The organism is Mycobacterium sp. D16Q13 (genome assembly GCF_002013375.1).
GTDB lineage: Bacteria > Actinomycetota > Actinomycetes > Mycobacteriales > Mycobacteriaceae > Mycobacterium.
In genome coordinates this window covers 198,611-210,862 of sequence record NZ_MAEW01000011.1, presented here as the reverse complement: position 1 = coordinate 210,862, position 12,252 = coordinate 198,611, and the positions used below count along the sequence as shown (strand labels likewise).

The window sequence follows — 12,252 nt, the reverse complement described above, 5'->3', positions numbered from 1 at the left end:
AGATCAGCAGAGCGCGTCCTGCGCGGCCGTGCAACTCAATTTCGCCGGCCGGCGAGTTCGCCCCGGCTAGTCGGTCAGCGCCTCGGTGAGGATCGGCACCGTCAGTTCCCGTTGCCATGGGCGCGCGCCGTGGCTGGCGAGTAGCTCCTCGACGTCCCCGTTTCCGTCCCAGTCCCAGCACAGCCGCCGCACGATCTCCGGGGTGACAATGTTCTCCACGGGTACCGAGATCTGCTCGGAGAGCGCCGACAGGACCGTGCGTGCGGCCTCCAGGCGCGCGTAGGCCTCGGGTTTGCGTCGGGACCATCGCGACACTGGCGGTGGCCCGATGGTGGGTTCATTGACCGGCGGAGGGGTGGCTGCGTCGCGGGCTTTCGCCAGCGCCGTGAGCCACCGATCGGCCTGCTGTTTCTGCCGGGGACCGCCGAAGACCGGGAGGGCGATCAGCTCGTTGCGCGTCTTCGGGTCGGCCATCGCCGCTTCGACGATCGCTGAATCGGGTAGCGTCCGGCCGGGGGCTACGTCTCGTGCGCGCGCCAGTTCATCACGGCTGAGCCATAATTCGCGGACGGCCGCCAACTGTCCGGGCTTGCGCACCTTGTGGATTCCAGAGGTGCGGCGCCAGTTGTCCCGTCGGGTGGCCGAGGCAGGCACGTGCGCAAGGTATTCGAACTCCTGCCGGGCCCATTCGGTCTTGCCTTGCTCGTCGAGAACTTTGGCGATCTTCTCGCGCAGTTCGATGAGCACCTCGACGTCCAGCGCCGCGTAGTTGAGCCAGTCGTCCGGCAGGGGACGTTTGGACCAGTCGGCGGCGCCATGTCCCTTGGCAAGGCCCAGGCCAAGCAGTCGATGCACCATCGCCGCCAGGTTTACCTTCTCGAAACCGGCGAGGCGCCCGGCCAGTTCGGTGTCGTAGAGCGACGGCGGTCTCATCTCCACTTCGGCCAGGCACGGCAGATCCTGGTCGGCGGCGTGCAAGATCCATTCGTCGGCGCCCAGCACCTCGACGATCGGTCCCAGGGCGTCCGGAACATTAGTCGGGTCCAGCAGCACCGTTCCCGCGCCGCGTCTGCGGATCTGGATCAGGTAGGCCCGGTTGGAGTACCGGAATCCGGAGGCACGCTCGGCGTCGACGGCGAAGGCGCCGGTTCCGGACGCCAAACGTTCTGCGGCCATGCGGATCTCATCCGTCGAGGCGGTGAGTGGCGGCACCCCTTCGGCGGGGCGAAGCAGCGGAGTCGGTTCGGGAAGCTCGGAGTCGTTGTCCATATCTGAATCAGCAGCGTAGGCCCTAGGCGCGGTGGCGCGACCCCAGATCGGTCACACCCACCGGTGGCAGGCCAGCCGCATGCTCCAGTACCTCGCAGAACGCCTCGACGTGGGTCCCGATGTCGGTACCGGTGGCGGTCCAGGACGCCCGCAGCTCCAACTGGTGAGCACGTCCCGGACCGGCGATATCGCCGTAGCGGACGGAGGTGGTTGCGGTCACAGTTCCGCCCAACGCCGTCACGTCCGCGGTGCGCGTGTTCAACGCGTCCACGAGCCAGCTCCACGCAACTTCCGGCAGCAACGGATCGACGGCCTCGGAGGCATCCAGATCGGCCTGGATATAGGCGACCAGTCGCATCGTGCCGTTCCACGCCTCATCACCATCAGGGTCGTGCAACAGGATTAGCCTGCCGAAGGCGTCACCCTCGGATTGTTCGGGCACGTGATCGGTATCGAGGTGCTTGATCTCCGCGCCGAGTGCGTAGCTGAACGGAGCCAGCCGCTGCGGGGGACGAATAGTGCCCAGCTCAATCTCCGGACGCGCGGTCACGGAGTTCATCGCGTCGACCGCCGCGCGGAACGGGGCTGGTTCGGCAGACGTCACAGCAATGAACGCTAGCGCGCCGGGCCGACATGCTCCCGAAGGCGCGCCGTACGAGGTTGCCATGGCAGCATGGGCAGTGATGACCGGATTGAACGAAGATCGCGCGACGGAGGCAAAAACCCGTCGTGAACTGCCGCTTTCTCCCTACCTCGCGGCTGCCGCGGGCAGGGTTCCCAGCCGCCCTCCGGTGTGGTTCATGCGGCAGGCCGGGCGTTCGCTGCCCGAGTACCGCGCGGTACGCGCCGACCACGCCATGCTGGACGCTTGTTTTAAACCTGAACTGGTTTGCGAGATCACGCTGCAGCCGATCCGCCGGCACCAGGTTGACGCCGCCATCTTGTTCTCGGACATCGTGGTGCCGCTCAAGGCCGCCGGGATCGATCTGGACATCGTTCCCGATGTGGGACCGGTGATCGCCAACCCGGTACGCACCACCGCCGATGTGGCGGCACTGCCGCGCCTGGAGCCCGGACAGGTCGAGGCTGTCAGCGATGCCGTGCGACTGTTGGTTGCCGAGCTGGGCGCCACTCCGCTGATCGGCTTCGCCGGTGCCCCCTTCACGCTGGCCTCTTACCTTGTCGAGGGTGGCCCGAGCCGCCACCATCAGCGCACGAAGGCGCTGCTACAGGGCGACCCCCAGACCTGGCACGCGCTGATGACCGCGCTGACCGATATCACCATCGCGTTCCTGCGCGCGCAGCTCGATGCCGGTGTGGACGCGCTGCAGCTCTTCGACTCCTGGGCGGGCGCGCTGTCGCTGGCAGATTACCGGGCTGCGGTATTGCCGCACAGCGCAAGGATTTTCGATGAGTTCGCCGACGCGGGCGTGCCCATGACGCACTTCGGGGTGGGCACCGCCGAGCTGTTGGGTGCAATGGGGGAGGCCGGCGCCACGGTGGTCGGTGTGGACTGGCGCACTCCATTGGATGTCGCGGCGGGCCGGGTTGGCTCCGGAAAAGCCTTGCAGGGCAACCTCGATCCGGCCGTGCTGTTGGCCGGGTGGCCGGTGGTCGAGCGTGAGGTGCGCCGAATCGTGGGCGAGGGGCGCCAGGCCGTCGCCCACGGTGCTGCCGGGCATATCTTCAATCTGGGGCACGGGGTGCTGCCGGATACCGACCCGGCGGTACTCACCGATGCGGTGGCGCTGGTGCATTCGTTGTGAACTCAGCGATGCCGTCGGCCCCTCCCTCCATTGCGATTGCGGGGGGCGGTATTTCGGGGCTGACGGCGGCGTACCGGTTGCGATGCGCGCTCGGTGATGACGTGCACATCACCGTGTACGACCCCGCCGCGCAGCTGGGTGGGATCCTCCGCACGATCACCCTCGGTGAGCACCGGATCGACATCGGGGCCGAGGCCTTCATCACCCGCCGCCCCGAAGTGCTGGACCTGTTGGACGAACTGGGGCTGGCGGACCGCAGGCTCGACACCACGGGCGCGCGGCCACTCATCTATGCCGGAGGCAGTCTGCATCCGCTGCCCACGCGGACCGTGAACGGCATCCCGGCCTCGGCGTCGTCGGTGGTCGGACTTGTCGACGAGGACACCGTGGCACGCATTGAGAGCGAGCCGCGGCGCGATATGCACTGGACCATAGGAGCCGAACCCACCGTCGCGGACCTGGTCTCGCTGCGGTTCGGTCCGCAGGTGGTCGCGCGGCTGGTCGACCCGCTGCTCGGCGGCGTGTACGCGGGTTCGGCCGCGACGACGGGTCTGCGTACGGCGGCGCCCGGAATCGCCCGGGCGCTCGACGAGGGGGCGGGCAGCCTCCTCGCCGCGGCCCGGCAGGCGTTGCCGCCCATCTCGGATACCGGCATCTTCGGCGCCATCGACGGTGGTTACGCGGTGCTGCTGGAGGAACTCTGGCGCCGCGCCCGTGCCGAGCACCGGCAGCTCGCGATCACCGGTGTCGCGCGTGATGGCGACGGCTGGGCGGTCACCGGCGGGGATCAAGCGGACAGCACGGCTGACCATTTCGACGCGGTCATCGTCGCGGTGCCGGCGCCCCGTGCGGCGGGCATTCTGGATGCCGTGGCACCCGAATCGGCGGCGGCGGCGCGGACCATTCCGGTTGCTTCCTCGGTGGTCGTCGCGCTGACACTGCCCGGCGACGCCCCGATTCCCGCAAATTCCGGCGTGCTGGTGGCGTCGGGAGAAGCCTTGCACACCAAGGCCATAACGTTCTCGACCAGCAAGTGGGGATTACGCGGGCGGAGCACCCAGGTGGTGCGGTTGTCCTACGGACGCTTCGGTGACACCGTGGCGCGGGCCACCAGCGACGATCAACTGCGGCACTGGGCCGTTGTCGACCTGGAAACCGTGCTGGGCGCGCCTGTCACGCCGATTAATTCGGCGCTGGCCCGTTGGATCGACGCCATGCCGCAGTACGGTCCGGGCCACGCCGACGTGGTCGAGGCGATCCGTGCCGGGTTGCCGCCCGGAATCGCGGTGGCAGGCTCGTACCTGAACGGGATCGGGGTGCCGGCTTGTGTGGCCTCCGCCTCTCAAGCGGTGCGAGCCACCGTGGCACGATGGGGACATGGCTAGCCTCGATTTCGACACCCTCAACTCCACCATTCGCTACCTGATGTTCTCGGTGTTCCAGGTGCGCGACCAGGGTCTGGGCGAGGACCGCGATGCCGCCGCCGACGAGGTGGCCACCCTGATCAAGCGCCATGAAGACGACGGTGTCGTGGTGCGCGGCATCTACGACGTGGCCGGGCTGCGCGCTGATGCCGACTTCATGATCTGGTCGCATGCCGAATCCATCGAGAAGCTGCAGGCGCTGTACAGCGACTTCCGTCGCACCACCGCGCTGGGCCGGGCAAGCACCCCGGTGTGGAGCAATGCGGCCCTGCACCGGCCGGCCGAGTTCAACAAGAGCCACATCCCGGCATTCCTTGCGGGGGAGGAGCCGGGCGCTTACATCTGTGTGTATCCCTTTGTGCGGTCCTACGATTGGTACCTGCTGCCCGATGAGGAGCGGCGCAAGATGCTCGCCGATCACGGCATCGCCGCGCGTGCGTACAAGGATGTGCGGGCCAACACGGTGCCCGCTTTCGCCCTCGGCGACTACGAGTGGCTGCTGGCGTTCGAGGCGCCCGAGTTGTATCGCATTGTCGACCTGATGCGCGATTTGCGTGCCACCGAGGCGCGGTTGCACGTCCGAGAGGAGACGCCCTTCTTCACCGGCCCGCGCGTCTCGGTCGAGGAGCTCGTCGCCCGCCTCCCCTAGGAGATCAGGACGGCTGCAGCGTCAGTGAGATCGAGTTGATGCAGTAGCGCTGATCGGTGGGCGTCGGGTAGCCCTCGCCCTCGAACACATGCCCCAGGTGGCTGTGGCAGTTAGCGCAGATGACCTCGACGCGACGCATACCCAGCGACTTGTCGGGCTTCAGGATCACCGCATCCGAATCGGCCGGGTCGAAGAACGACGGCCAGCCGCAATGGGATTCGAACTTCTCGGTGCTGCGGAACAGTTCCGCTCCGCACGCCCGGCAGGCGTACACGCCCTCGGTCTTGGTGTCGGTGTACTCACCGACGAACGGTCGTTCGGTACCCGCGCGGCGCAGCACCGCGAACTCCTCAGGAGTCAGTCGCTCCCGCCACTGCTCGTCGGTCAGATTCACCTTCGGGTCGTTCGATGTCGTCATCGGTGGCTGACTCCTTAGTGCTTGTCCCAGCCGTCATCCAGTCCGGATCTAGCCCGTTATCCAGTGTGCCAGCGGCCTTGGCATCCCGGTACCGGAGTACCAGCACCATCATCACGACGATCAGCAGCAGGCACCATCCGTAGGTGATCTTCAGGTACTCCAGGGCCCGGCCGGTCGTCAGCCAGTGCACGAGCAGCCAGCGGTCCATGGTGAAGAAGCCGTAGATCGCCAGCCAGGCCGGCCAGTTCCGCAACACCGAGTTGGGCAGCACGATCGTCATGACGAACGGGAACAGTGCCATCGAGTAGTAGCCCTGTCCCAGCCCCAGGAGCAGGAACGAGGCGGTCAGCACCACACCGCCGGTGGTCAATGCCCAGAATCTGGGGTCGCGCTGGCGGTAGTACTTGTACAGCAGCCACACGCTCACCAGGGCGATCAGCAGGAATGCGATGCGCAGGAAGTCGATCAGCGGCGTGGGGAGCCCGTAGTACACGCCATTGCCGGCGATGGAGCTGTTGAAGTAGTCGCGGGTCTCACCCAGGTACCTCATGGTGCGTCGGAAGTAGTCCCAGCCATCGACGATCCGCACCTTGTGCGGGCCGAACATCGCCACGAGATTGAAGAAGGCGGGGATGCCGAAGGCGGCCGCGAAAACCCGCCACTGCCGGTTCAGCAGCGGCAGCAACAGCAGGGGAGCCAAGAGTGGTTTGATGACCAGCGTCAGGCCTATCGCGACGCCGGCCAGCCATTCGGAGTTCTTGTTCCCGTCCAGTAGCCAGCGGAAGAACAGCACCTCCAGCAGCAGCACCACGCCGTTGATGTTGGTGAAAACAATGGTGTTGGTCACGCTTTCGGTGCAGAACATGGCCAACAGCAGCGCCGGTGCGGCCACCGAGGCCAGCGTGAGGTTGAACAGCCTCAGCAGGAAGTAGGCCGCGATCACGATCGCGATGGTGTTGATGGTGATGAACCAGTACCGCGATGCGTCCACGGGCAGATATCCGAAGGGCGCCAGCAGCAGCGTGCCACCCGGTGGGTAGATGTAGTGCGGGTCGACGTAGCTGAAGTTTTCGTTGTAGACCGGCAGGTGCCGCTTGAAGGCGATGACGGCGCGGTAGACGGGCCCGAAGTCGTCGGTGATGTAGCCGTTGGTGCCCAGCACGTAGCTGCGGTGGATGACCGCCAGGATGGCGACGGGCCACAGCACCGATCGCAGGATCGTCGCGACCGAGGGCGGTGCGGTCGGAGGTTTCAGGGCCTTCGAGACGGAGTTCTTGAAGCCTTCAATCAGGCCTGAAAAGGACGTATCGACTGACACCACGCAGGCACCGTACCTTGAGCGCCCAGGGCAGTTCCGGCAAGTAGGACTAGGCCGGGCAGAACGTGTCGGTCTCCGGGAGCTTCCCGTCGTTCAGGTAGGCGAGGAAGGGCGGTTGCGCGCATGCGGTGTAGACAATCGCACCGTGGCCGATGCCCTGCCACATGACCCGCTTGCTCGCGGCCTTGGCGTTGATGATCACCGCGGCGGTTGGCGACACGCCCTCGCTGCCGGAGATCGGGTCGTGTTGTCCGCCGAGGATCAGCACGTTGATCTTCAAGTCCTGCGGCGGGTTCGGCTTGGATCCGCTGGGCCATTGCAGGCAGTTCACCAGCCCGAGGGCGGAGGTGCGCCCAAACAGCGGGTATTGCTTGCCCCAGGCCACCACGAGCTCGCGTACCCGATCAGGGGTGGGTCGTGCCAGCGCGTCGCTGCAGGAATTGACGAACTGCCCATCGGAATCGCGCAGTGCGTTGGCCCGGTCCACCAGGGGGGTGAGGGCCTCCCGGTCGGTACCGCGCGCCGCGTTGAGTGCGTTCGCGAGGTTCTGGACGACGGCGGTGCCGTCGCCGATCGGGTACCCCAGTGCCGTGGTGATTGCCCTGACGATTGTCGCCCGCGACCACGGCAGTCCACCGTTCTGAGCGCGGTTCAACAGGTCCCCGACGGCACCCGCGGGATCCGGTCCCAGCGGGCAGTTGTTGGCGACGCACTGTGCCGCGAATGCGTCGAATGCCGACTGCTCGCCCTTGAGCCGTTGTTCGGCGGCCGCTTCGGCGGTGATGTCGACGGCCACAGGGGAGTCGAGCATCAGCCGCGCCAGCTTGTTGGGGTGGGACCCGGCGTAGGCCAGGGCGACGCGGGCGCCACTGCCGATGCCGAGGAGCGCCAGGCCGGGCACATCCCATTGGGCGCGCAGCGCCTCCAGGTCCTCCGCGGCATGCGCGTCGTTATAGGCGGAGTCGCCGGGAGAGATGGTGTCGGTGCAGTTGGTGGTGGCCGTTTCGACGATCTTTCCCAGGCTGGCGACGGGATCGTCGCCGCCCCGGTTCTGCGCCAGGTCACGCATATCCCGCAGGTCCCAGGTGTCCCGGCAGGTGATCGCGTCGGATCGCCCGATACCGCGACGGTCGACCGCCACCACGGGGCGCTGCTTGAGCACCTCCGCGCCCGGGCCGTTGAGCCACGTCGCCAGCTGGACCGAGGACGGCAGATCGGAGCCCGTGGTGAACACCAGCGGGCCGGCGTCGGCAGGTGTCTGGGAGGTCTTGGCGCGCACCGCGCCCAGCGTCACGCTGCCCGGTGCTCCGTTGATCGGGTCCAGCGGCGCCTTGTATTCGGCGCATTCGAGCGTGAACGTCGGCGATGTGGTGATGTTGGCGCTGCCGAGCACCTCACGGGTGCAGTCCTGCCACGACAGGTCCACCTTGGGCTTGTCGATCGATGGAGGGCCGCTCGGTGGCGGTGCGGTGGCGGGGCCGGCATTTCCGTGGCCCTCGTCCATGGCGAAATGCGGTCCCGCCGAGGGGCCGGGCGCGCACCCAGCCAGTACCCCGGTCAGCAGCTGGGCAACCGCCATCGCCCCCATTAGCCGTGCACGCATGCCGACCACAGTATCGGGTGAATGTCACTCAAGCCCGGACGTGCCGCGCGAACAGGTAGCCGTCGGCATCGCCGAGTAGCAACACTCGCCGCCACGACGTGAGCTCTTCGGAGGGGCTTGCCGTGATCCGGCCTCCGCCGCCGACGATCGTGGTGGGTGCGGTGGTCAGGCACAGTTCGTCGACGAGCCGCGCCGCCAGCAGAGTGCCCAGCAGGGAGGGGCCTCCCTCGCACAGCACCCGGGACAGACCCCGGTCGTGCAGCTGCGCCAGCGCCGCACGCAGATCGACCTTCCCGGCGGCATCGACGGCGAGAACTTGCACGCCCGCCACCTGAGACGTGACGTTCCTCGCCCCGGCGGACGAGGTCACCACGATGGGTGCGACCTCGGACTCGGTGAACAAGGGGATGCCCGGATCTACCGCCCCTGAGGCCGTGACCACGGCAATCACCGGAACCTCGCTCTGTCCGCGGGCCTGGCGGCGCTGGCGCAGACCGACCGGCAGATGTGTTCCGTGGTAGCGCTCGGCCCGGACCGTGCCGGCCCCGACGAGAATCACATCGGCGTTGGCGCGCATTGCCGCGAATACGGCCCGGTCGCCCTCGCCGCCGAGTCCGCCGGACAAACCGGTTACCGTGGCGGCCCCGTCCAGGCTGCCAATCATGTTGGCGCGCAGGCAAAGTTCATCGCTGTCCGGGTAGTCGTAGAGGTCGACCAGCTCGCCGGAATCCACCGGCGCCCCGGCCGTCAGCTGTGTGAGCTGTATCCCAGCCGGGCCCCGTATCGCCTGTTCACCCTCACTGTCGGCCACAAGGAGATCTCAACACGCCGCTACGCTGCCCGTGTGACTGATCCGCAATCCGGTGCCGTTTCGGGCCATTCCCCGTCGCTTCGCTCGCCCGGGAACCTCCAGCACCTTGCCGACCGGCACCCCACCGTTTCCAATGAGCGGCTGATTGCGCAGCTGGTGCCGCCCCCCACGTTCACGTCGGTGAGTTTCGACTCGTACCGGCCTGACCCCAACGAGCCGACGCAGGCGGCGGCCGTGGAATCGTGCCGCGCCTTCGCTCAGGAGGCGACGATCCGCCGGGCGGGCAAGAAGAAGCTGTTCGGCAAGCGCGAGGTATTGCCCGGTGTCGGCATTTATCTCGACGGCGGGTTCGGAGTCGGTAAGACCCACCTCTTGGCCTCGATCTATCACACCGTGCCCGGCCCCAAGGCGTTCGCCAGCTTCGGTGAACTGACGCAGGTGGCGGGGGTTTTCGGCTTCCTGGAGTGCATCGAGCTGCTCGCGGAGTACACGGTGGTGTGCATCGACGAGTTCGAGTTGGATGACCCGGGCAACACGACGCTGGTATCGCGGCTGCTCTCGGAGCTGGTGGCGCGCGGGGTGTCGATTGCCGCCACCTCGAACACACTGCCCGAGCAGCTGGGCGAGGGCCGGTTCGCGGCACAGGACTTCTTGCGTGAGATCAACACGCTGTCGGCGATCTTCAACACGGTGCGCGTCGAGGGCCCCGATTACCGCCACCGCGACCTGCCGCCGGCCCCCGAGCCGCACACCGATGATGAGCTTCGCGAGCTGGCGGCGTCGATCGAGGGCGCGACCTTCGACCAGTTCGACGATCTGTGCCGGCACCTGGCGAGCATGCACCCGTCGCGGTATCTCACCCTGATCGAAGGTGTGACGGCGGTGTTCATCGCGGGCGTGGAGCAGGTGCACGATCAGGCGGTGGCACTGCGGATCGTCGCCTTGACCGACCGCCTCTACGACGCGGGTATCCCGGTGGAGGCCTCGGGCGCGAAGCTGGACACGGTTTTCGACGACGAGATGGTCGCCGGTGGATTCCGCAAGAAGTACCTGCGTGCCACCTCGCGGCTGCTGGCGCTCAGCGCGGCTCCGCTGCCAAGCACTGTATGACCCGCTGCATCACGTAGTCGTTCTCCAGGCGTTCGCCCACCTGGAAGGTCTTCGTGCCGCTGCGGTTGAAGCCGTGTTTGGCGTAAAAGCGCTGCGCGCGTTCATTTTCCTGGTTTACGCCCAGCCAGACACCGATCGCTCCGCGCGCGGCGGCGTCGGTAAGGGCCGCGGTCATCAGGGTGCCCGCCACCCCCGCCTGGTGGAATTCGGGCAGCACGTACATCTTGGAGAGCTGCATGGCGGGCCGCAGCGTGACGGCGCGCTGCACGTCGGGGTCGTCGACCACGCCGTCGACGAGCATCGAATACCCGACGATGACGTCGTTCTCGCGTGCCACCAGCACGCGGTGCTCGCGGATGTACTCGTCGAACTTGGCCGTGCTGAGGTTGGCCGCGATGAATGCCGCGATGTTCTCCGGTGTTGACGACGCCGGACACGCGAGCGGGAAGGTGCGGGCGGCGACAGCTGCGAGTTCGGTGCTGTCGGCAGCCGTCGCGCTACTGACCTGAATCGGCATGACCGGCACGCTACCTATACTTGGCGCGGTTCCGAGACAGCGACCATGTTGATGACCAACCCTGAGGAGCACCATATGACGCGGCGCGTGACGGCCTTCGGCGAGATTCGTGACGCCGTGGTGGGGCAGGGCCTGCGCACACTTGCCCGCACCACCCCGTGGGTGGAAACCGAGCTAGTGGGTATCGCGCAGGTGGTCAAGCCCGGAGATGTGTGCCTGGATGTGGGTGCCGCCGCCGGTTTCTACACCGCGGAGCTGGCGCGCCTGGTGGGTGCGGACGGCCTGGTGTACAGCCTGGAGCCGCTGCGGTTCGCCCATGCCACGTCCTCCGCGGCCCTGGGCCTGCGTAGCGCACAGAACGTGCGCCGCCATGCCGTTGCGCTCGGCACCAACCCGGGTGAGCAGGTCATGAGCGTTCCGCTGCGCAACGGCAAGCCGATCACCGGACGGTCGTTCGTTGACGCCGGGGCTGACGGGCTGGGCTCGAACGCCGAGTTCGACGAGCACATCCGGGTGGTCGTGGACACCGAGACGTTCGACGGGTTCTGCCAGCGCCTGAGCATCACGCGGATCGACTTCGTGAAGATCGATGTCGAGGGTGCCGAGCTCGATGTCCTGGTGAGCGGCGAGAAGACCATCGAACGGACCCGCCCGGCGATGATGCTGGAGGTGGAGGATCGCCACATGGAGCGGTTCGGTCGCACCGCCGAGGACATCGTCGCGTGGTTTACCGCGCGGGATTACCGGATGTCGGTATGGAGCGCCGACTCCTGGCGGCCTGTGGAGAAGGTCACCGAGACCTATCGGAACTATCTGTTCCAGCCCCGCTGAGAGCTCAGAGGTCCCATTGGGCCAGGTGCACCTGAGTCTGCGATGAACGCAGCACGATATGGCGCACCGGTCCGCGGTAGACGTCCCAGTACACCGCGCCGCTCACGGTCGAACCCTGAGGCGCGTTGCGCAGCGCGTAGTTCAGATCGTCGGGCTCATCGGTGCGCTGGGGCTCATAGGCATCCCCGGTTTCCGGTGAGATGCCGCCAAGCTTGAGCGCCATCAACAACGCATACGCGTTGGGCACCTTCGTCGGCCGGATGGTCACGTACGCCTTCCAGATGATGCCGCGTGGAGGAGCCATTCCGGCCGGTACACCGGTGGGTTCGATGTTGTGCACGGTGACATCGGCGCCGATGGTGCCGTAGTCGAAATGCAGGGTCTCACCGATGTGCCCGATGGGCGTTACCCGCTCGGGTTGCGCGGTCGCCGCCGGAGCCAGGGCCATGGCGATGGCGGTGAGGGCGGCGATGAGCTGGAATGCAGGGCGTAGACGCACCCAGCGATCTTGGCACACGTCATGCCGGCGACGGTGC

At 67.1% G+C, this 12,252-nt stretch carries 13 protein-coding genes; 5 read left to right on the top strand and 8 right to left on the bottom strand.

Features of this window, described 5'->3' with window-relative positions:
- Nucleotides 1-66 precede the first annotated feature (66 nt).
- A complete protein-coding gene (locus B4400_RS13980; RefSeq protein ID WP_078310920.1) occupies nt 67-1,269 on the bottom strand; it encodes an HRDC domain-containing protein in 1,203 nt (400 codons plus the stop codon).
- A gap of 22 nt (nt 1,270-1,291) precedes the next feature.
- The gene (locus B4400_RS13975) at nt 1,292-1,828 is read right to left on the bottom strand and encodes a DUF3000 domain-containing protein (RefSeq protein ID WP_286142094.1); all 537 of its coding nucleotides are present in this window, start codon (nt 1,826-1,828) and stop codon (nt 1,292-1,294) included.
- A 106-nt stretch (nt 1,829-1,934) separates the two neighbouring features.
- On the opposite strand from B4400_RS13975, the gene hemE reads away from it, so the two are divergent.
- Genes hemE through hemQ form a run of 3 tightly spaced genes read left to right on the top strand, consistent with a single transcriptional unit; the run spans nt 1,935 to nt 5,108 of the window.
- A complete protein-coding gene (gene hemE / locus B4400_RS13970) occupies nt 1,935-3,035 on the top strand; it encodes a uroporphyrinogen decarboxylase (RefSeq protein WP_170915003.1) in 1,101 nt (366 codons plus the stop codon).
- An 8-nt stretch (nt 3,036-3,043) separates the two neighbouring features.
- Nucleotides 3,044-4,420 carry a protoporphyrinogen oxidase gene (locus B4400_RS13965; RefSeq protein ID WP_078311126.1) on the top strand — a complete coding sequence of 459 codons (1,377 nt, stop codon included), beginning with the start codon at nt 3,044-3,046 and terminating at the stop codon, nt 4,418-4,420.
- Complete coding sequence (gene hemQ, locus B4400_RS13960; protein WP_078310919.1) at nt 4,413-5,108, top strand: hydrogen peroxide-dependent heme synthase; 696 nt, start codon at nt 4,413-4,415, stop codon at nt 5,106-5,108. The genes B4400_RS13965 and hemQ overlap by 8 nt, the downstream gene beginning before the upstream one ends.
- 4 nt (nt 5,109-5,112) lie before the next feature.
- On the opposite strand, the gene msrB is transcribed toward hemQ, so the two are convergent.
- The 4 genes from msrB to B4400_RS13940 all read right to left on the bottom strand — a co-directional run bounded on the left by msrB (nt 5,113) and on the right by B4400_RS13940 (nt 9,258).
- The gene (gene msrB, locus B4400_RS13955; RefSeq protein WP_139361097.1) at nt 5,113-5,526 is read right to left on the bottom strand and encodes a peptide-methionine (R)-S-oxide reductase MsrB; all 414 of its coding nucleotides are present in this window, start codon (nt 5,524-5,526) and stop codon (nt 5,113-5,115) included.
- The gene (locus tag B4400_RS13950; RefSeq protein ID WP_502688401.1) at nt 5,459-6,817 is read right to left on the bottom strand and encodes a glycosyltransferase family 87 protein; all 1,359 of its coding nucleotides are present in this window, start codon (nt 6,815-6,817) and stop codon (nt 5,459-5,461) included. Before B4400_RS13950 ends, msrB begins: the two co-directional genes overlap by 68 nt.
- A 76-nt stretch (nt 6,818-6,893) precedes the next feature.
- A complete protein-coding gene (locus B4400_RS13945; protein WP_078310916.1) occupies nt 6,894-8,447 on the bottom strand; it encodes an alpha/beta fold hydrolase in 1,554 nt (517 codons plus the stop codon).
- A gap of 28 nt (nt 8,448-8,475) precedes the next feature.
- Nucleotides 8,476-9,258: a pyrimidine reductase family protein gene (locus B4400_RS13940; RefSeq protein ID WP_078310915.1), complete on the bottom strand. Its 783-nt coding sequence runs from the start codon at nt 9,256-9,258 to the stop codon at nt 8,476-8,478.
- Nucleotides 9,259-9,399: 141 nt separating this feature from the next.
- On the opposite strand from B4400_RS13940, the gene zapE reads away from it, so the two are divergent.
- Nucleotides 9,400-10,368 (top strand): cell division protein ZapE, encoded by a 969-nt coding sequence (gene zapE, locus B4400_RS13935; protein WP_502688400.1) that lies wholly within the window; start codon nt 9,400-9,402, stop codon nt 10,366-10,368.
- Here zapE and B4400_RS13930 read toward each other — a convergent pair.
- Nucleotides 10,337-10,885, bottom strand: a complete 549-nt coding sequence (locus B4400_RS13930) for a GNAT family N-acetyltransferase (protein ID WP_078310913.1) — start codon at nt 10,883-10,885, stop codon at nt 10,337-10,339. The two genes, zapE and B4400_RS13930, sit on opposite strands and share 32 nt — an antisense overlap.
- Before the next feature lie 75 nt (nt 10,886-10,960).
- Between B4400_RS13930 and B4400_RS13925 the strand changes: the two genes are divergently transcribed.
- Nucleotides 10,961-11,716, top strand: coding sequence for an FkbM family methyltransferase (locus B4400_RS13925; protein WP_078311125.1), 756 nt, complete (start codon nt 10,961-10,963; stop codon nt 11,714-11,716).
- 4 nt (nt 11,717-11,720) lie between these two features.
- On the opposite strand, the gene B4400_RS13920 is transcribed toward B4400_RS13925, so the two are convergent.
- Complete coding sequence (locus B4400_RS13920) at nt 11,721-12,215, bottom strand: DUF1942 domain-containing protein (RefSeq protein ID WP_139361402.1); 495 nt, start codon at nt 12,213-12,215, stop codon at nt 11,721-11,723.
- Nucleotides 12,216-12,252 lie beyond the last annotated feature (37 nt).

Coding starts and splice junctions, on each gene's coding strand:
- B4400_RS13980 (WP_078310920.1), bottom strand. CDS start 1,269: ATGGACAACGACTCCGAGCTTCCCGAACCGACTCCGCTGCTTCGCCCC.
- B4400_RS13975 (WP_286142094.1), bottom strand. CDS start 1,828: ATGAACTCCGTGACCGCGCGTCCGGAGATTGAGCTGGGCACTATTCGT.
- hemE (WP_170915003.1), top strand. CDS start 1,935: ATGGCAGCATGGGCAGTGATGACCGGATTGAACGAAGATCGCGCGACG.
- B4400_RS13965 (WP_078311126.1), top strand. CDS start 3,044: ATGCCGTCGGCCCCTCCCTCCATTGCGATTGCGGGGGGCGGTATTTCG.
- hemQ (WP_078310919.1), top strand. CDS start 4,413: ATGGCTAGCCTCGATTTCGACACCCTCAACTCCACCATTCGCTACCTG.
- msrB (WP_139361097.1), bottom strand. CDS start 5,526: ATGACGACATCGAACGACCCGAAGGTGAATCTGACCGACGAGCAGTGG.
- B4400_RS13945 (WP_078310916.1), bottom strand. CDS start 8,447: ATGCGTGCACGGCTAATGGGGGCGATGGCGGTTGCCCAGCTGCTGACC.
- B4400_RS13930 (WP_078310913.1), bottom strand. CDS start 10,885: ATGCCGATTCAGGTCAGTAGCGCGACGGCTGCCGACAGCACCGAACTC.
- B4400_RS13925 (WP_078311125.1), top strand. CDS start 10,961: ATGACGCGGCGCGTGACGGCCTTCGGCGAGATTCGTGACGCCGTGGTG.